Raw genomic sequence first — 18,238 nt, forward strand, 5'->3', positions numbered from 1 at the left:
CGGGCCCTTCCACATCACGGGGTCAGGATCACGGGGTCAGGACGGGTTGCCCGTCGACACACCCAACTGGATCTGGGGCATCTCCTTGGGGTCCACGTCCGTGCCGGCCGCCGGGAACTGGTCCATGACCGTGCCCTGGCCGTAGGTGCTCTCGTTCTCGGACTTGACCTTCACCTTCCAGCCCGCGGCCCGCAGGCAGGCCTTGACCGAGTCGATGTACTTGAACTGGAAGTCCGGGATCTGGATCTTGCTGGGGTCGTTGTACGACTCCTCCGGCTCCGTGCACGCGGTCGGCTCGATCGTCTTCGACGTGTCGCCGTCGCGGTGGCCCTCGACCGCGGTCGCCGAGGTGCTCGTACTGGCGCTGCTGTCGCCGCCCTTCGCGTCGTCGGAGCCGCCGCCGTTCAGCGACAGGGCGACGATCAGGGCGCCGACCGCGAGGACGGCGACGACGGCCGAGCCGATGATCACCGGTCTGTTGCTCTTGCCGCCGCCTCCCCCCGGCGAGGGCGCCAGGTTGTACGGCGGCGGGGTCGAGATGCCCTGCTGCCCGAACCCGACCGAGGCCGGCGTCTGATAGCCGGCCTGCTGCGGATAGCCGTAGGCAGGTGAGGGCGCGGGCGCGGGCGCGGGGGTGCCGCCGTAGGGACCCGGCTGGTACGGCGTCTGTACGGGGCCGCTGGGTGCCTGGGCCGCCTGGTCGACCGGCGGGAACACCGCGGAGCCGACGCCGGCGCCGCTCGGCGTGGGCGGGCCCGGGACGATGCTCGGGGCCGCCGCGTGCAGCGAGTTCGCCACCCGCAGACACTCGTCGCGCATGGCTTCGGCGCTGGGGAAGCGCTCGTTCGGGTTCTTCTTCAGCGCGCGGGCGACGAGCGCGTCCACGGCCGGCGGCAGGGAACGGTTGATCGAGGAGGGCGCGACCGGCTCTTCCTGCACATGCGCGTACGCGATGGCCAGCGGCGAGTCCGCGTCGAACGGCAGCCGCCCGGTGACCAGTTGGAACAGCATGATGCCGACCGAGTACAGGTCGCTGCGCGCGTCCACGCCCCGGCCGAGCGCCTGCTCCGGCGAGAGGTACTGCGGGGTGCCGACGACCATGCCGGTCTGCGTCATCGAGGTGACCCCGGACTGCATGGCACGGGCGATGCCGAAGTCCATGACCTTGATGACCCCGCGCTTGGTCATCATCACGTTGCCCGGCTTGATGTCCCGGTGCACCAGGCCCATCTCGTGACTGATGTCGAGCGCGGCCAGCACGTCCGCGGTGATCCGCAGCGCCTTGTCGGCGGGCATCGCGCCCACCTGCCGTACGTCCTCGTCGAGCACGGAGCCGAGCGGGCGGCCCTCGACGTACTCCATGACGATGTACGGCATCGTCGTGCCGTCGAGGGCGTCCTCGCCGGTGTCGAAGACCGAGACGATGTTGGTGTGGGTGAGCTTGGCCACGGCCTGGGCCTCGCGGCGGAAGCGCTCGCGGAAGGCCTGTTCCCGGCCGAGTTCGGTGTGCAGTGTCTTGATCGCGACCTGGCGGTCGAGCACCGAGTCGTACGCCAGGTGCACCGAGGCCATGCCGCCCTCGCCGAGCAGATCACGCAGTTGATAGCGGCCACCTGCCAGTGCGCGTCCCGCATAGCGGTCCTGTGGGCCGTCCTGGCTCATCTTCCGTGTCCCCCATCGGCGCCGGCTCAGTGATCGAAAGTGCCATTCCCGGCCAAGTCTGCCGGAGGGCACTGACACGTCAAGCGCGGTGCCCGTTCCGTGACCGTACGCGAAAGAACAACCGTGGAAGCGTTACAGGTGCTGTACCGGCGGTACACAGAATTTGCACGACGGCACGTGATACCGATTTGATGACCGGTCCGTCTCCGGACGATTCCGGCACTGATCCCGGACCGGCGGCTTGCGCCGAGCCTGTAGCGTGGCCGACGGAGACCGTAACAACACCGCGCGCACCGCGGGCAGAAACGACGGCGAGGACTGATGGCACAGCAGCACGCTCAGGGCCCGTCCGACCCCGAGGCGGCTGGCGGCGGAATGTCGGACGCACCGGAGCTGTGGGGCAACGGCGGACTGGTCGGCGACGGCCGGTACCGCTTGACCCACCGGCTGGGTCGGGGCGGTATGGCCGAGGTCTTCGCCGCCGAGGACGTACGGCTCGGGCGCACGGTGGCGGTCAAGCTGCTCCGCTCGGACCTGGCCGAGGACCCGACCTCCAAGGCCCGCTTCACGCGCGAGGCCCAGTCGGTGGCCGGGCTCAACCACCACGCGATCGTCGCCGTGTACGACTCCGGCGAGGACGCGGTGGCCACCGGCGGCTACTCCGCGGGCCTGTCGGTCCCGTACATCGTGATGGAGATCGTCGAGGGCCGCACGATCCGCGACCTGCTCCTGAACGCCGAGGCGCCCGGGCCCGAGCAGGCCCTGATCATCGTCTCCGGGGTCCTGGAGGCGCTCGCCTACTCGCACCAGCACGGCATCGTGCACCGCGACATCAAGCCCGCGAACGTGATCATCACGCACAACGGCGCGGTCAAGGTCATGGACTTCGGCATCGCGCGCGCCCTGCACGGGGCGTCCACGACGATGACGCAGACCGGCATGGTCATGGGCACGCCCCAGTACCTCTCCCCGGAGCAGGCGCTCGGCAAGGCCGTCGACCACCGCTCCGACCTGTACGCGACGGGCTGCCTCCTCTACGAACTCCTCGCGCTGCGGCCCCCGTTCACCGGCGAGACGCCCCTGTCGGTGGTCTACCAGCACGTCCAGGACATCCCGGTCCCGCCGTCCCAGACCTCGAACGGCGTGTGCCCGCCGGAGCTCGACGGCCTCGTCATGCGCTCCCTCGCGAAGGACCCGGACGACCGTTTCCAGACGGCCGAGGAGATGCGCGGCCTCGTCCAGTACGGCCTGCAGATGTTGTACGACCAGGGCGGCCACACCGGGACCTGGAACACCGGGCCCGTGACGGTCGCGAACGGGCAGGGCACCCCTCCGGGGGGCTTCGCCGGTACGACCGTGATGCCCCAGGGCGACTCCTCCGGGACCACGCAGATCCCGCAGCCGATCCTGCCCGGCGGTTACGGCAACGGCGACGACGGCGGGTTCGAGGGTCACGGCAACCACGGCAGCGGCCGGGGCAAGCTGTGGATCCTCGCCGTGCTCGCGGTGATCGCCATCGCGGCGGGTGTGGCGCTGGCGTTGAACACCACCGGTAACGGCAGCGGCGGTTCGGGCACCACGCAGTCGCCGACCACTTCGCAGTCCGCGACCGACGACACGGCCACCGAGTCGCCGAGCGACGACACGACCGCCTCGCCGACGGACAACGACACCGACGACAGCGGCACGACTTCCGGTTCGCAGTACACGCCGACGCCCACGCCGTCGTACACCCCGACGGAGACGGCCACCGAGCAGCCTTCGAGCACCCCGACCCCGACGGTCACCAGGCAGCCCTCGAACACCCCGTCCGCGACGACGTCGGTGGACCCGACGGACACGGGCGGCACCGGTGACGACGGCGGTGACGACGGCGGCAACACCGTCGCCGGTGCCCTCGGCGGCTGACCGGGCCCGGCCCCACAAACGATCCACGCGCGCGTGCGCCCCTGAAACGGGTCCCCTGGAGAGGGGCTCCCGAAAAGGGGGTCCACGCGCGCGTGCCGTTTACCGGTGCCCCTGGGGAGCGCCCTCCGCGAACGCCTCGCACACCGCGTCGTACTCGCGCGTCCACCACACGGCGAGCGCCGAGGCCGCCGGGAACTGGGGGTCCGCGCGGGTGTCGCCGCGTTCGTAGTGCCAGCGCAGCATCCAGAAGTCGTTGAGCCGCTCCCACCACACCCGGTGCACGGCGGCGGCGAGTTCGGAGGGCGCGGCGCGCGCCGAACGCCGGTACGCGTGCGCGTACGCCCGCACCTTCGGCAGGTCCAGGGTCCCGTCGGGCCGTACGAAGAAGATCGCGGCGGCGCGTACGGCCTCCTCGGCGCGGGGCTGTACGCCGAGCCGGTCCCAGTCGACGATCGCGGCGGGGGCGTCGCCCTTGTAGAGCAGGTTGAACGGGTGGAAGTCGCCGTGCACCCACCCCACGGAAGCCCCGCGCGGCGGACGCCGGTCCGCGTGCCGTTCCAGCAGCTCGCGCCGCTCCAGCAGCCGGTGGCGGGCCAGTTCGTCGAAGGCGTCGGCGGGTCGGTGCCGGCGGACGTGCCCGAGCAGGTCGTCGATGAGGGCGAAGGTGTCGGCGGGGTCGGCGCCCGGCGCGCACTCCTCGCGCCGCCCCGGCATGACCCGCTCCAGGCTCGCGTGGACGACGCCCAGCAGCGCGCCGAGGCGCCCGCACTGGACGGTGGTCAACTGGCCGCCGTGGCGGTGCCTGCCGTCGATCCAGGGGTGCAGGGCGTAGGCGTGACCGCCCACGACGGCGACCGTACGGCCGTCGCGGGCCGGGAGCGGGGGTGCCACGGGGACGCCGAGGTCGGCCAGCTTCCGGGTCGCGGTGTGCTGGCGGGCGATCGCCGCCGGGTCCGCGGTCTCGGGGTCGAAGTGGTGCTTGAGGAAGTAGCGGCCCCGGGTCGTGCGGAGCCGGTAGCCGCGGTTCAGCAGGCCCTGCTCGACGGGTTCGCAGGCGACGGCGGACCCGGCGGCGTACTGGCGGAGGAGGGCGCCCAACGGGGGCGCGTGGAGCACGGGGGGTGGTACACGTAAGGGCGGCACGCGGCCGATGCTAGGGCACGAGACGCGCCTGTGAGCTGCGGTTTGTCACAGAAAGTCACCGCTCGGTCGTCGATGGTCGCTTTCGGTCACAGGGTGCGCCCGAAGTGCCTTTCGAGGCCGCCGTCCGTCGAGTGCACGGTGCCCAGTCGCGGCTCGATGCGCAGATAGACCGGCTCGTACGACTCGCCGTCCACCGTGTCCGGAGCGGCGCCGAAACGTTCGACCTGGTCGGCCGTCGGCTCGTACGTCTCGCACGCGCCCACGACCTGCACGGACCACAGACCCTCGCCCGGCCGGGCCGAGCCCAGGTTGTCCGCCCCGTAGGCGACGACGCTGCCCACGCACGCGTGGTGGTAGCCGTGGCTCCGGGGCATGCGCAGCAGCAGTCGGCCGTCCTGCACGATGTGGCTGGCGAAGGCCAGGAAGGGCAGCGCCCGCAGGGTGGTGGCCACCCTGCCGTGGTCGGTGCGGGCGAGCAGGTCGACGGCGAGCTCTGCGTCGGAGGACATGTCACCACTGTCGGCCGGACCGCACGCCCAGGGGAGGGGTCTTTGGTCCCTAATGCCGCTGCTGCTCGACCTGACTCTGTGCCTGTCTCCGTGCCACATAGGCCGCCGCCTGCGAGCGCCGCTCCATACCGAGTTTGGAAAGCAGACTCGACACGTAGTTCTTGATGGTCTTCTCCGCGAGGTGCAGCCGCTCGCCGATCACCCGGTTGGTGAGCCCCTCCCCGATCAGATCGAGGATCCTGCGCTCCTGGTCGGTGAGCCCGTCGAACTTGTCGTCCGGCTTGGCGCCGCCGTTGCGCAGCCGCTCCAGGACCCGGGCGGTCGCCACCGGGTCCAGCAGCGACTTCCCGGCCGCGACATCCCGGACGGCACTCAGCAGTTCGGTGCCCCGGATGGCCTTCAGGACGTACCCGGAGGCACCCGCCATGATCGCGTCGAAGAGGGCCTCGTCGTCCGAGTACGAGGTCAGCATCAGGCACTTCACGGACTCGTCGAGGGCGCGGATCTCCCGGCACACCTCGACACCGCTGCCGTCCGGGAGCCGTACGTCGAGAATCGCGACATCGGGGCGCACGGCCGGGATCCGCGCCAGCGCGTCGGCCGCCGTACCGGCCTCGCCGACCACCTCGATGTCGTCCTCGAACGAGAGCAGGTCGTGGACGCCACGCCGGACGACTTCATGGTCATCGAGGAGAAAAACGCTGATTTTTCCGTTTTCACTCACGCGGGAAGTCTCACATACGGCCTCTTCCCGTGCCCGAGGTGAGCGGGATAACGTGCCGTTGTTCCGGCCCCCTGCAAGGCTGTGACCAGGACTTGTTCCCGACTTTGCCGATTTACTTGGAAATCCAAGCAAAATCGCAGGTCAGGAGGGGTTTCACAGAATTGTGGAGCACTGGGTAACGTGCCTGTTGCAGGGCGCTCGCCGGGGCACCTGTCACGCCTGCTCCCGACGAACCGCACCCACCCTGTGCGTCCGTGGGGCGCAGGTGAGCCGCACTGGCACCCGGCGAACCCGGGGAGCCGGACCGACGGAGGAGCACACGTGACCGTGGAGAGCACTGCCCCGCGCAAGCCGCGACGCAGCGCCGGAAGCAAGGCCAAGGGCGCCGACCCGGACCTCGTCCAGTTGCTGACGCCCGAGGGCAAGCGAGTCAAGAACGCCAAGACCGCCCCGTACGACAAGTACGTCGCCGGCATCACCCCCGATGAGCTCCGCGGCCTGTACCGCGACATGGTGCTCACCCGCCGCTTCGACGCCGAGGCCACCGCCCTGCAGCGCCAGGGCGAGCTGGGCCTGTGGGCCTCGCTGCTCGGCCAGGAGGCCGCCCAGATCGGCTCCGGCCGGGCCACCCGCGAGGACGACTACGTCTTCCCGACCTACCGCGAGCACGGCGTCGCCTGGTGCCGCGGGGTCGACCCGACCAACCTGCTGGGCATGTTCCGGGGCGTCAACCACGGCGGCTGGGACCCCAACACGAACAACTTCCACCTGTACACGATCGTCATCGGCTCGCAGACCCTGCACGCCACGGGCTACGCGATGGGCGTGACCATGGACGGCGCCGACAGCGCCGTCATCGCGTACTTCGGGGACGGCGCCTCCAGCCAGGGCGACGTCGCCGAATCGTTCACCTTCTCGGCGGTGTACAACGCCCCGGTCGTGTTCTTCTGCCAGAACAACCAGTGGGCCATCTCCGAGCCCACCGAGAAGCAGACCCGCGTCCCGCTCTACCAGCGCGCACAGGGCTACGGCTTCCCGGGCGTCCGCGTCGACGGCAACGACGTCCTGGCCTGCCTCGCGGTCACCAAGTGGGCGCTGGAGCGGGCCCGCAACGGCGAGGGCCCGACGCTCGTCGAGGCGTACACGTACCGCATGGGCGCGCACACCACCTCCGACGACCCGACCAAGTACCGCGCCGACGAGGAGCGCGAGTCCTGGGAGGCGAAGGACCCGATCCTGCGCCTGCACAGGTATCTCGAGGCCTCAAACCACGCGGACGAGGGATTTTTCGCGGAACTCGAGACGGAGAGCGAGGCGTTGGGCAGGCGAGTGCGCGAAGCGGTCCGTGCCATGCCGGACCCGGACCGGTTCGCCATCTTCGAGCACGTGTACGCGGACGGACACGCGCTCGTCGACGAGGAGAGGGCCCAGTTCGCCGCCTACCAGGCGTCGTTCGCGGACGAAGAGGGGGGTAAGTGACATGGCGGAGACCACGACGTTCAAGAACCTGCCGCTGGCCAAGGCGATCAACGAATCGCTGCGCGCCGCCCTGGAGTCCGACCCCAAGGTCCTCATCATGGGCGAGGACGTCGGCAAGCTCGGCGGCGTCTTCCGTGTCACGGACGGCCTCCAGAAGGACTTCGGCGAGCGCAGGGTCGTCGACACCCCGCTCGCCGAGTCCGGCATCGTAGGCACGGCCATCGGCCTCGCGCTCCGCGGCTACCGCCCGGTGGTGGAGATCCAGTTCGACGGCTTCGTCTTCCCGGCCTACGACCAGATCGTCACCCAGCTCGCCAAGATGCACGCGCGTTCCCTGGGCAAGGTCAAGCTCCCGGTCGTCGTTCGCATCCCGTACGGCGGCGGCATCGGCGCGGTGGAACACCACTCGGAGTCCCCGGAAGCCCTGTTCGCGCACGTCCCGGGCCTGAAGATCGTCAGTCCGTCGAACTCGTCGGACGCCTATTGGATGATGCAGCAGGCCATCCAGAGCGACGACCCGGTGATCTTCTTCGAGCCGAAGCGGCGCTACTGGGACAAGAGCGACGTCAACACGGAGGCGATCCCCGGCCCCCTGCACAAGGCCCGCGTGGTCCGCGAGGGCACGGACCTGACCCTCGCGGCCTACGGCCCGATGGTGAAGCTCTGCCAGGAGGTCGCCGACGCGGCCGCCGAGGAGGGCAGGTCGCTGGAGATCCTGGACCTGCGCTCGGTGTCCCCGCTGGACTTCGACGCGATCCAGACCTCGGTCGAGAAGACCCGCCGCCTGGTCGTGGTCCACGAGGCGCCGGTGTTCTTCGGCTCCGGCGGCGAGATCGCGGCCCGCATCACGGAGCGCTGCTTCTACCACCTGGAGGCCCCGGTGCTGCGCGTGGGCGGCTATCACGCCCCGTACCCGCCGGCCCGCCTGGAGGAGGAGTACCTGCCGAGCCTGGACCGGGTGCTCGACGCCGTCGACCGCGCTCTGGCGTACTGAGGAGAGGGTCGTGACGACGATGACTGAAGCTGAAGCGTCCGTACGCGAGTTCAAGATGCCGGACGTGGGCGAGGGCCTCACCGAGGCCGAGATCCTCAAGTGGTACGTCCAGGTCGGCGACACCGTCACCGACGGCCAGGTCGTCTGCGAGGTGGAGACGGCGAAGGCGGCCGTGGAACTGCCCATCCCGTACGACGGCGTGGTGCGCGAGCTGCGCTTCCCGGAGGGCACGACGGTGGACGTGGGCACGTCCATCATCGCGGTGGACGTGTCCGGGGGCGCGGCTCCCGAGGAGACCCCGGCCGCTCCCGTACAGGAGGAGGCGAAGCCCGCGGCTCCGGCCCGCACACCGGTCCTGGTGGGCTACGGCGTCTCCACGTCCGCCACCAAGCGCCGCCCCCGCAAGGGCGCGGAGATCCCGGCCCAGGAGGTGTCCTCGGCGACGGCGGCGGTCCAGGCGGAGCTGAACGGCCACGCGCCAGGAGCAGTCGTGGAATCCCGCCCGCTGGCGAAGCCGCCGGTGCGGAAGTTGGCGAAGGACCTGGGGGTCGACCTGGCGACGGTGACGCCGTCGGGCCCGGACGGCGTCATCACGCGTGAGGACGTGCACGCGGCGGTGGCACCGGTGGCTGCACCTCAGGTTCAGGAAGTGGTTCGGCCCGCCGCGCTTTCGGTGCCTTCCGCGACGTACGACTCGACCCGGGAGACCCGTGTCCCGGTCAAGGGCGTCCGCAAGGCGACGGCGGCGGCGATGGTCGGTTCGGCGTTCACGGCGCCGCATGTCACGGAGTTCGTGACGGTGGACGTGACGCGGACGATGAAGCTGGTGGAGGAGCTCAAGCAGGACAAGGAGATGCAGGGCCTGCGGGTGAACCCGTTGCTCCTGATCGCCAAGGCCCTGCTGGTGGCCATCAAGCGCAACCCGGACATCAACGCGTCCTGGGACGAGGCCGCCCAGGAGATCGTCCTCAAGCACTACGTCAACCTCGGCATCGCGGCGGCGACCCCGCGCGGCCTGATCGTGCCGAACATCAAGGACGCCCACGCGAAGACGCTGCCGCAACTGGCGGAGTCCTTGGGCGAGTTGGTGTCGACGGCGAGGGACGGCAAGACGTCCCCGGCGGCGATGCAGGGCGGCACGGTCACCATCACCAACGTCGGCGTCTTCGGCATCGACACCGGCACACCGATCCTGAACCCCGGCGAGTCCGCGATCCTCGCGGTCGGCACGATCAAACTCCAACCGTGGGTCCACAAGGGCAAGGTGAAGCCACGTCAGGTGACGACGCTCGCGCTGAGCTTCGATCACCGGTTGGTGGACGGGGAGTTGGGGTCGAAGGTGTTGGCGGATGTGGCGGCGATTCTGGAGCAGCCGAAGAGGTTGATCACCTGGGGTTAGTGGTTGCTGCGTTCATGGGCCGCGCGTCTCTGTGGGTCGGGGGTGCGCGGCTCAGCCTTCTCGGTCTTCTCAGTCCTCGCCGACCTGGATGAGTACGGCGAAGCGGTGGCCGTCGGTGCCGGCGACCAAGCCGTCGAAGGTGCAGGCGGACACGGCGCTCCAACTGTGTTCGTCGCCGTTGGACCACCACAGGGCGTCCGGCCCGAGGAGTTCCAGCACGAGGCCCGCGATGGTGTCGGCCTCGGCGCGCTCCATGAAGGTGAACTGCGGCCAGACGAGGTCCTGCGAGGCGAGACGGCCCATCATGGCCGCGGCGTTCTCCACGGAAAGGGGCTCCAACGCCTCCTCGACCTGTTCGACGGATGCCGGACCGTCCGAGTTGCTGGCGTGCTGCTGCCAGTCCTTCTCGTGCAACTGCCCGACGAGGATGTGCGTTTCAGCGGCGACGGCGGCCAGGACGCCGCGCGCACCACCACTGGTCGGGCGCAGCCGCCCCGAGCGGACGTACACGCGCTGGGCGTGCGCCAGTCGCTTCAACAGCACTGACAACTCGTCGCTGTTCCGGGCCACTTGGATGTCCTTCTCACGCCGGGGGCCCGTAGTCGGCGCGCGGCGCGGTCAACCGGTCGGCGACCAGTGCGAGCCAGCCGCTCGGTGAGTACGGCGTCGGTGGGTCGACCTCCATGCCCAACTCGGCTACGGCGAGGGCGTAGTCGGACTCGTCGAGGTCCAGGGCGAGGAGTTCGTGCAGTTCGCCGGCGAGGCGGGCGACGAGTTGCGGGTCCGTCGAGGCCCGGTAGTCGTCGACCGCCGCGTCATGGTCGTCGAACTCGTCCGGCATGTCCTGGGAGAACCAGCCGCCGAGGAACTGGCCGAGTTCCGGGAAGCGGGCGTGCCATTCCCAGTGGGTGACGGGGGCGGCCGGGGGCGGGACCTCGCCCTCCTCGACGCTGTGTTTGATGTGGTCGGCGAGGCAGTACAGCCACTGTTGGAGGTCGGATTCGGGAAGGCCGACGTCCGGGACGGCGTAGAACTCGCCGAGCCGCAGGCGGAGTCGGCCCGGGGGATTGTCGCCGTACTCCCGCAGTTGTCGCTCCGCGACGGCGAGGGCCCACGGTCGGCTGTGCCAGGTGTGGCGGAGGTAGGCGACCAGTGCCTCGCTCGGCTTGTCCGGGGTGTCATCGGCCGACTGCCCGGCGTAGGCGCGGATCACCTGGTCCAACTCGCCGTAGCGGCGGTCGTGTTCGAGGGGGCTCAGGGGCACGGGGATCAGCCTCTACGGATCGGGTCGCTACGGGTGGATCGTTACGGGGTTACGGGGTCACAGGTAGACGGGGAAGGTGGCGTGGACGGCGAAACCGTGCGGCCGGGACTCGTCCCGCTTCAGGATCACCCGGGCCGCGTGGACATCGACGGGTTCCCGACCGGCCAGCATCATCGCCTGGAGCAGGACCCGGCCGACCGGTTCGGAGCGGGAGGGCCAGGATGCCTCGATGGTCAGGCGGGGGCGGGTGGACTGGGCGAGCCAGCGGTGGATTGCCTGCTCGTTGGTGGTGACCGTCTGTTGGGTGGCCCACTGGGCGGTTTCGCGGTCGGGGTAGGTGGCGGTGCGGGTGCGCATTCGTTGCTCGCTCTCAGTCTTCGTCGAAGGCCCAGAAAACTCCCACTTCGGAGTCCGAAACGACAACGAGGCCGCAGTCGGTAGTGAAGTTGGAAAGGCAGTTCCATTCAGCGTCGGGATTCAGCAGATCCACATCGGGGTTCACCCGAGCGACGGCCAGGTTGGTGTAGTAGGAAGTTTCCGGGGTGAACCTTGAAATAATCGTGTCGGCGCACTCGAAAAGTCGCTCTTTACGGTTCTCGAAATCCGGGATGTTTGAAGCTTGGTAGTACTGCCCTTGGAGGGCGACCAGTAGTTGGGATGCGGATCTCTTTCCCACTCGGTAAAGAAGGGAATCGAACTCATCGAGACTTAGGTCGGCAAAAGGTGTCTCTTGGCGCTTCTCGCTGCCGGATCCTGGCGGGGGGAAATTCAGAGACCCCCAGTTTCGTGGGTCTTTGACTTTCAGTTTCATGACGGCCCGGACGTCGTAGCGCCAGTCGTCATGGTTCCGGGGGCCCACCGCTGCGAAGGTCCACGCCCCGCCGAAAAGTTCCAGCAGAGCCGATTTCCACGAAGCGGAATCGATCATCTCTTGCCCTTCATGGCTTGTTGTTCCTCATGACTGCACCGTGTCGCTCGGCATTGACGTGAGGACGACGTAGGGCGGATGGCCGCCGGGGCGGGGTTTCAAGGTCACATTGACGATATGCGAGTCGTGGGCAGTGGAGTCACCTCGCGTCCAAGTCCGGCCCACGGTGTCGTTGAAAGTGAGTCCCACGGTTCGCTTGGAACGGTCCGGATTCGGGTTGCTCGCCAGCCAGTTAGCGATCTTCTGCTGGTTGCCCGGGTCGTCGAGGACACCCTGTGTGTACCGCTGGGCCGACGCCAGGTTGGTAAATGTCGATGCGGCGATCGGCGCGACCGTACCGTCCGGACGTATCTTCGCCTGGTCGCGAAGCCTCTGCTCCAGTTGTGCGTCCGTCTTTCCCACATGCTTGTCGATGACGTGTGAACCCGCCAGTCCTTCCTGATTGGCGAGATCGACGGGGAAGCGGTGCTTGGACTCGTCATCTCCCGGAACCGTGTAGAGCGGATCTCCTTTGAAGTCCGTCAATGCCCGCGCGCCGAACGCCTCGGCCCTGGCCGTTTCGGCATTGAAGGTCGGTGCGCTCGTGTATGCCTCGTCCAGTGCCGGAAGCAGCGCATTGATTTCGCCGACCTGCCGATGGATACGGTTGTTGTAGGCCGACACGGCGTCGTTCAGGGCGCCCTCGTCGATGTTCAGCACGATCCCGACGGAGACGTCCGCGACCAAGCCCTTTCCTGTTTCCCACAGCCCTTTCAGCAGACTTTTCGCGTCCGTGACGTCGATATCTCTGGGGTCGAGTTGCTTGATACTGTCGACAACGGCTTGGCGGTAGATCCGGTGCAGATCGTCCCGGACGTCCTCGGCGGCCTTCGCGACGTTGTAGATCGCGTCGACCATGGCATCGCATGTGTCGAAGAGAACGGCGAAGACGGGATGGCTGCTTCCTCTCTTCTTCGCGTCGTCGTTGGACCAGTCGTAACCTTCGCGGTTCTTGCCCCAGGCGGAAGTCCCCCACAGCGTGCTGCAGAACGTCCGCATCGCGTTGTACCAGTCCTGATCGGTCTGGTCGGTGATGCTGCCGACGAGGCCCGTCAGCATTCCGTCCACCATGCCGAGCGTGGTCTGCGGCATGCGCCATGCCTGGGAGATCGAGTACAGGCGCAGGTGATTGGGCAGCGGGAGGATCGTTGCCGCCTTACCCCAGCGGCACTCGTGCTCCAGCAGGGGACGCATGACAGCCAGGACCACGGCTTCCAGGCCTTCGAGGGCCTCCTGCATCAAGTCCTGGCCCGGATCGATGTCCCCCCACTTGAAATCGGTGACCGGGCCGTATGCGGGGGCTTTGTCGATGACATGCGGGGTGGGCCGGGGCGTCGGCTGTCCTGTCGGCGAGGGGTTGGTGGCCGCGTCGGCCGCCGCGTAGTTGTTGGCAGTGGACGTGAAGCCGACGGCGGCTCCTCCCACGCTCACCACGGATTTCGCCCAGACCTCGAGGAAGCGCTCGGCGACTTTCAGGTAGGCGGTCGTGAAGTCCTTCATCGCCGTACCCCGCCCGCCGCCGTCCGGGTACCGGGCCAGTTCATCGAGGAACGACTTGATGCCACGGTCAAGAGGGTCCTGCTGGCCTGCTATGCCCGTTGAGACGCCGTACAGGACGGTCGGAGTGACATCGATCTTCCCGTTCCCCGGCTGCGTCGGGGTGCTCATCAGGCCGCTCCCCAGCCGCGCAGCACCGCCCGATGCGCCGCCGCGTAGTTCGCGTGACCGGTGGTGACGTACGCGTGCAGCCACTTCTGCGCGGCCTGCAGATCCTGTGCCGAGCGGTCCCACTCGTCCAGCTTCTCGACGAAGACCTCGCGGGCCTCGCCCTTCCAGGACAGGACGACCGGTTCGGCGCGGTCGTAGAGGTCTTCGAGTCTGGCGTTGAGCTGCTTGAGGATGTCCTCCAGCTCGGCGGTGAGGTCGTGGAGCGTGGCGAAGGAGACGGTTATGTGGTCGTCGTCGGAAGCCCCGGTCGACATGATCCCCCTGGATATCGGTCGGCAACTATGGCTGGGTGATGGGCACTTGGCGGTTCGCGTGCAGAGGGATCAGAAAGAGTCGAGGCTGCTGCGGGGTGGCGTCGGCGTATCGCCTGTCGCCTCCGCGTTGGGCGTGGACAGCTTGTCGACCTCGCTGCCGACGTTGACCTGGATTTTCCGCATCTGCTCCAGCACCTCGATGTCGTTCGCGGAGAAGCCGTCCCGACTCATCCTCACCGCCTGCTCCAGCAGCTTCATCACTTCGCGGATGCGTACGGCGTCCTCGGTCGCCGCGCGGTGGAACTCGCGGTACGCCGTCGCCGCCGGGCCGCGCCAGCCGGCCTCGACGCGGTCGACGATCGCGTCCATGCGTCCGACCTGCTTGTCGAGGTGATCCTGCATGTCGTCGAGGTCACCGGCGAGCTTGGTGAGGTCGCTGGACGTCACGCGCAGGTTGGGGCCGCCGCCCTGGTCCGCACCGGTTCCGGGCACTGCCATGCCGTATCCTCGCCCCCGTCGCGTCGGCATCACACGTCACTTGCTGTTGCAATAATCCTACGGTTCGCAGTGGGCCTGAAGCGAGGCCGTTCAGGGGCCTGTGAGGTCCAACTCCGCCCAGACGGTCTTGCCGACGGTGAGCCTTTCCACGGCCCAACGGGCGGCCACCGTACGGACGATGAGCAGGCCGCGGCCGAACTGGTCGTCGGGGGTGGAGATTTGGGGCCACGGGAGCCGCTCGCCCCTCGGGTCGGTGACCGCCACGCGCAGGGCGTTGCCGTTCAGGGACGTCTCCACGCGGAACAGACGGTCACGGAGGCAGCCGTGCAGTAAGGCGTTCGTGCACAACTCGCTTGCCAACAGGGCCGCGTCGCCGGCGGAGTGGGGGTGTCCCCAGGTGGCGGTGAGGTGGGCGACGTGTCTGCGGGCGCGGGGGATGTTGCTCGGGTACGGGGTGTAGGTGACGGCGTCGTAGTGGTCGTAGTGGTCGTAGGGGCCGTTGGGCTTGGGGAGTCCGGGAGGACAGGAGTCGGTCACCGGGGTGCATCTCCTTGTGCGATGGAGGGATGGGGGCCAGGTGGGGTGGCTCTGCCGGGCTGTGCTGGATGCGGGCAGCGCGGTGCACTTCCGCCAACTGGTGTCGCTGGGTGGCTTGTTGAGCACTGACGGTAGCGAGATCTTTGAGGTATGTGCAAGCAGTCTCGGGGAAATCTGTCTCCGAATTTGCTTGCGGTGCTGCGCTGGCGAACTGCACACTGGCCGCGACCCGGGAGGTAATCCGACGTGACCGCAGGCCAGTTCATGCGCGGGAATCGCGTATCCACCGTCCTTGCACGCAAGTTGGGCGGTGAGCTGCTGAGGCTGCGGGACGAGGCAGGACTAACCCAGCCGCAGGCCGCCGAGGCGCTGTCCGCCACGGCTGCCAAGGTCGCCAAGATGGAGCGTGGGTGGGTGCCGTTCCGGGACCCCGACATCCGGATCCTGTGCGACCTGTACGGCGTGACCGGCCCTAAGGCTGTGGAACGTTTGCTGAGCCTCGCCAGGACTGACCGCGAGCGCCGCAAGGCCAAGGGATGGTGGAACCAGTACCCGGAACTGCGCTCCCTGGTGGAATACGTGGCCCTGGAGGACATCGCCACCAGCGTCCGTACGTGGCAAGGCGCCTTTGTCCCGGGCCTGTTGCAGACCCCGGACTATGCCCGCGCTCTCGCGATCGGCAACGCCGACTGGGACGATCCGGACGACGTCGAGCGCTTCGTCGAGGCGAAGATTGCGCGGCAGGCGCGGCTGACGGACGTGAACTCCCTCAACCTGTGGGCAGTTGTGGGCGAGGGGGCCTTGCGTCAGCTTGTCGGTGGCCGGGAAGTCATGCGGGTGCAACTGGCGCACCTGGCGGAGGTGGCCCGCCTGCCCAACATCAGGCTTCAGGTTGTGCCGTTCCTCGCGGGTTCCCATCCCGGCATGACCAGCGCGTTCAGCGTCGTGTCCTTCGCCGAACCCGGTGCAATGGACGTGGTCTACATGGACACCACCTCATCTACCCTGTGGCTGGAGAGCGAGGCCGACGCCGCACGTCACAACACCACGTTCGAGCGCATCACCCGCAGCGGACTCGCGCTTCGCGATTCCACCGCCCTGATCGAACGCATCCGCAAGGAGCTGTGAACCGTGCCGCACTTCGAGTTCGCCAAGTCCACTTACAGCAGCGGCAACGGCGAATGTGTCGAAGTCGCCGGCAACATCCCCACCACCATCGCCGTCCGCGACTCCAAGCAGGGCAACGGACCCATACTCCGGCTCACCCCCACCGCCTGGGCCGCGTTTACCGCGCACCTAGGTGTGCTCTAGCTCGGTTCCCACCTCGGTGAGTGCGCCTCCCGCAGGTGCTCCGTGAAGACGCCGGCGATGAGCGGGAGGAAGTCGGTGAAGCGTTCGCCGGCCGAGCCCCCGCCCGCCTCGGCTCTGCCGAAGAACCTCGCCAACTGGTCCTCGGTGTGGAACACCGCCAGGGCCTCGGCGCACTCGGCGATCAGGCCGGGGAGCTGCCAGGGGCACCACGGGTGGGTGTCCGAGACGACCAGGCGGAGGCCTTCCTCGGGTGTCGCGTCCTGCATGTCGTCGTCGACGGCCAGACCGTCCTGGCCGAAGTAGAGCACCAGGAGCTGGGTCAACCGAGGGAAACGCAGGGCGAGTTCACCGGTCGCCAGAGGTGTGCCGAAGATGGCCTCGCGGTCGAACGGTGCCTTCCAGCGCTCGATGTACGCCGCCATCTCGCGGTAGACCTCGGGCGTACGGCCCTTGGACGTGGCCGGCGGCAGGTGTGTCAGGGAGAGATGGCCGCCGTCCGGGTGGCGCTCGAACAGGTCGGCCGCGCGGCGGAGTTGGGCCGCGATCTCGTACAGGTTCCGTCCGCCGCTCTCCTCGGCGACCCACAGTCCGCGGATCACCGGGAACAGGTCGCGCTGCCACTTCTCGGCGTCGTCGGGGAGGGGGCTCCCGACGAAGTTCCCGTAGCGAGCCAACAGGGTCCGGGCGCCCGAGAGTTCGGCGTACCGGGCCAATTCCCGGTGGTTCGGCAGCATGACCAACGCGCATCCTCGGAGACAGCCGTGGAAGGGACAGTTGTAGACGACAAAGGGGCCCGCCGCTGGCATGCGGCAGGCCCCGGAGAACGTGTCGGTATGTCAGCCGATCGTCGCGAAGCCGTAGTTGAGGAGCTTCGTCGCGTCGGTCGCGCGCTGGGTGACGGAGGACGACGCGAGGACCGTGCCGATGACCGTCTTGCCGTTGCGGGTGGCGGCGAAGACGAGGCAGTACTTGGCCTCGGGGCCGGAGCCGGTCTTCACGCCGATCGTGCCGCTGTAGCTGCTGAGCAGGGTGTTCGTGTTGGTCCAGGCAGCCATCGTGCGGGTGCTGCCGGTCTTGGTGATCGTCTTGGCCTTGTACGACTTCGTCTTGACGACCGTCTTGAACGTGGCGTTCTTCATCACGTTGCTGGCGAGCTTCGTCAGGTCGCGCGGCGTCGAGTAGTTGTTGCCGTTGCCGATGCCGTCGAACGAGTCGAACTTCGTGTTCGTCAGGCCGAGCGTCTTAGCCGTCGAGTTCATTTTCGCGATGAACGACTTCACGCGCGCGGCCCGCGTCGAGCCCGAGCCGAACTTGTCGGCCAGCGCGTACGCCGCGTCGCAGCCCGACGGCAGCATCAGGCCGTAGAGGAGCTGGCGGACGGTGACCTTGTCGCCGACGATCAGGTGGGCGGAGGAGGCGGTGTTGGCGACGATGTAGTCGCTGTACGCCTTCTGGATGGTGACCTTGGCGTCGAGGTTGAGGTTCGCCTGGGAGAGCACGACCTTCGCGGTCATGATCTTCGTGGTGGAGCCCGTCGACCGCTTGGTGTCCGCGGCCTTCGTGTAGAGCGACTTGCCGGTGGCGTTGTTCATCACATAGCCGCCCGCCGCCACGATGGACGGCTTCGTAACAGCCTGCGCGGGTGCCGCGGTCAGGGCGCCGGTCGCGAGCACGGCGCCTGCGGTCACGGTGACCGCGGCGGCTCTGCGGAAGCGGCTGCCCTTGATGCCGGTAATGGCAGTAATCAACTGAGGTACCCCGAATACGTTGAATGCCCCTGAGGAACGGCCCAGTTGGAGGGGGGAAAGAGAGGGCCGCACGTGTGTGACACGTAAGTAGCACAGAAGGTTGTGCGGTTGCT

At 68.3% G+C, this 18,238-nt stretch carries 20 protein-coding genes; 6 read left to right on the plus strand and 14 right to left on the minus strand.

Annotation, left to right across the window (positions count from 1 at the left end):
• Positions 1 to 36 precede the first annotated feature (36 nt).
• The gene (locus OG223_RS27310) at positions 37 to 1,662 is read right to left on the minus strand and encodes a protein kinase domain-containing protein (RefSeq protein WP_329253884.1); all 1,626 of its coding nucleotides are present in this window, start codon (positions 1,660 to 1,662) and stop codon (positions 37 to 39) included.
• Positions 1,663 to 1,983: 321 nt separating this feature from the next.
• Between OG223_RS27310 and OG223_RS27315 the strand changes: the two genes are divergently transcribed.
• The gene (locus OG223_RS27315) at positions 1,984 to 3,570 is read left to right on the plus strand and encodes a protein kinase domain-containing protein (RefSeq protein ID WP_443073746.1); all 1,587 of its coding nucleotides are present in this window, start codon (positions 1,984 to 1,986) and stop codon (positions 3,568 to 3,570) included.
• Between the two features lie 99 nt (positions 3,571 to 3,669).
• On the opposite strand, the gene OG223_RS27320 is transcribed toward OG223_RS27315, so the two are convergent.
• The 3 genes from OG223_RS27320 to OG223_RS27330 form a co-directional block, all read right to left on the minus strand.
• Positions 3,670 to 4,686, minus strand: a complete 1,017-nt coding sequence (locus tag OG223_RS27320) for a phosphotransferase (protein ID WP_329253887.1) — start codon at positions 4,684 to 4,686, stop codon at positions 3,670 to 3,672.
• Positions 4,687 to 4,799: 113 nt separating this feature from the next.
• Complete coding sequence (locus tag OG223_RS27325; RefSeq protein WP_329253890.1) at positions 4,800 to 5,222, minus strand: pyridoxamine 5'-phosphate oxidase family protein; 423 nt, start codon at positions 5,220 to 5,222, stop codon at positions 4,800 to 4,802.
• 49 nt (positions 5,223 to 5,271) lie between these two features.
• On the minus strand, positions 5,272 to 5,946 hold the full coding sequence (locus tag OG223_RS27330; protein WP_329253893.1) for a response regulator transcription factor: 675 nt from the start codon (positions 5,944 to 5,946) through the stop codon (positions 5,272 to 5,274).
• A 321-nt stretch (positions 5,947 to 6,267) separates the two neighbouring features.
• On the opposite strand from OG223_RS27330, the gene pdhA reads away from it, so the two are divergent.
• The 3 genes from pdhA to OG223_RS27345 are packed head-to-tail and all read left to right on the plus strand — an operon-like array spanning position 6,268 to position 9,818.
• Entirely contained in the window at positions 6,268 to 7,425 is a 1,158-nt protein-coding gene (pdhA, locus tag OG223_RS27335; protein WP_329253896.1) for a pyruvate dehydrogenase (acetyl-transferring) E1 component subunit alpha, read from the plus strand.
• A 1-nt stretch (position 7,426) separates the two neighbouring features.
• The gene (locus tag OG223_RS27340; protein WP_329253898.1) at positions 7,427 to 8,419 is read left to right on the plus strand and encodes an alpha-ketoacid dehydrogenase subunit beta; all 993 of its coding nucleotides are present in this window, start codon (positions 7,427 to 7,429) and stop codon (positions 8,417 to 8,419) included.
• Positions 8,420 to 8,429: 10 nt separating this feature from the next.
• Positions 8,430 to 9,818, plus strand: a complete 1,389-nt coding sequence (locus OG223_RS27345) for a dihydrolipoamide acetyltransferase family protein (protein ID WP_329253901.1) — start codon at positions 8,430 to 8,432, stop codon at positions 9,816 to 9,818.
• A gap of 69 nt (positions 9,819 to 9,887) precedes the next feature.
• Here OG223_RS27345 and OG223_RS27350 read toward each other — a convergent pair whose 3' ends face one another.
• The 8 genes from OG223_RS27350 to OG223_RS27385 form a co-directional block, all read right to left on the minus strand.
• Positions 9,888 to 10,388, minus strand: coding sequence for a hypothetical protein (locus OG223_RS27350; protein WP_329253905.1), 501 nt, complete (start codon positions 10,386 to 10,388; stop codon positions 9,888 to 9,890).
• Positions 10,389 to 10,401: 13 nt separating this feature from the next.
• Complete coding sequence (locus OG223_RS27355) at positions 10,402 to 11,082, minus strand: contact-dependent growth inhibition system immunity protein (protein ID WP_329253908.1); 681 nt, start codon at positions 11,080 to 11,082, stop codon at positions 10,402 to 10,404.
• A gap of 57 nt (positions 11,083 to 11,139) precedes the next feature.
• Positions 11,140 to 11,439, minus strand: coding sequence for an RNase A-like domain-containing protein (locus OG223_RS27360; RefSeq protein ID WP_329253911.1), 300 nt, complete (start codon positions 11,437 to 11,439; stop codon positions 11,140 to 11,142).
• A gap of 13 nt (positions 11,440 to 11,452) precedes the next feature.
• On the minus strand, positions 11,453 to 12,010 hold the full coding sequence (locus tag OG223_RS27365; RefSeq protein ID WP_329253914.1) for a hypothetical protein: 558 nt from the start codon (positions 12,008 to 12,010) through the stop codon (positions 11,453 to 11,455).
• Between the two features lie 27 nt (positions 12,011 to 12,037).
• Complete coding sequence (locus tag OG223_RS27370) at positions 12,038 to 13,717, minus strand: RNase A-like domain-containing protein (RefSeq protein WP_329253917.1); 1,680 nt, start codon at positions 13,715 to 13,717, stop codon at positions 12,038 to 12,040.
• Positions 13,717 to 14,031 (minus strand): WXG100 family type VII secretion target, encoded by a 315-nt coding sequence (locus OG223_RS27375; RefSeq protein ID WP_329253920.1) that lies wholly within the window; start codon positions 14,029 to 14,031, stop codon positions 13,717 to 13,719. Before OG223_RS27375 ends, OG223_RS27370 begins: the two co-directional genes overlap by 1 nt.
• 69 nt (positions 14,032 to 14,100) lie before the next feature.
• Positions 14,101 to 14,529, minus strand: coding sequence for a WXG100 family type VII secretion target (locus tag OG223_RS27380; RefSeq protein ID WP_329253924.1), 429 nt, complete (start codon positions 14,527 to 14,529; stop codon positions 14,101 to 14,103).
• A 90-nt stretch (positions 14,530 to 14,619) separates the two neighbouring features.
• Positions 14,620 to 15,066, minus strand: a complete 447-nt coding sequence (locus tag OG223_RS27385) for an ATP-binding protein (protein ID WP_329253927.1) — start codon at positions 15,064 to 15,066, stop codon at positions 14,620 to 14,622.
• Between the two features lie 264 nt (positions 15,067 to 15,330).
• Here OG223_RS27385 and OG223_RS27390 point away from each other — a divergent pair, with 264 nt between their 5' ends.
• Together OG223_RS27390 and OG223_RS27395 are read left to right on the plus strand one after the other, a co-directional pair.
• On the plus strand, positions 15,331 to 16,194 hold the full coding sequence (locus OG223_RS27390) for a helix-turn-helix domain-containing protein (protein WP_329265501.1): 864 nt from the start codon (positions 15,331 to 15,333) through the stop codon (positions 16,192 to 16,194).
• Between the two features lie 3 nt (positions 16,195 to 16,197).
• Positions 16,198 to 16,377, plus strand: coding sequence for a DUF397 domain-containing protein (locus OG223_RS27395; protein ID WP_329253929.1), 180 nt, complete (start codon positions 16,198 to 16,200; stop codon positions 16,375 to 16,377).
• Here OG223_RS27395 and OG223_RS27400 read toward each other — a convergent pair.
• Together OG223_RS27400 and OG223_RS27405 are read right to left on the minus strand one after the other, a co-directional pair.
• Positions 16,374 to 17,111 (minus strand): hypothetical protein, encoded by a 738-nt coding sequence (locus tag OG223_RS27400; protein WP_329253933.1) that lies wholly within the window; start codon positions 17,109 to 17,111, stop codon positions 16,374 to 16,376. The genes OG223_RS27395 and OG223_RS27400 overlap by 4 nt on opposite strands.
• Positions 17,112 to 17,213: 102 nt before the next feature.
• Positions 17,214 to 18,125, minus strand: coding sequence for a D-alanyl-D-alanine carboxypeptidase family protein (locus OG223_RS27405; protein ID WP_329253936.1), 912 nt, complete (start codon positions 18,123 to 18,125; stop codon positions 17,214 to 17,216).
• Between the last annotated feature and the right edge of the window lie 113 nt (positions 18,126 to 18,238).

It is taken from the genome of Streptomyces sp. NBC_01478 (genome assembly GCF_036227225.1).
Taxonomy (GTDB): Bacteria; Actinomycetota; Actinomycetes; order Streptomycetales; family Streptomycetaceae; genus Streptomyces.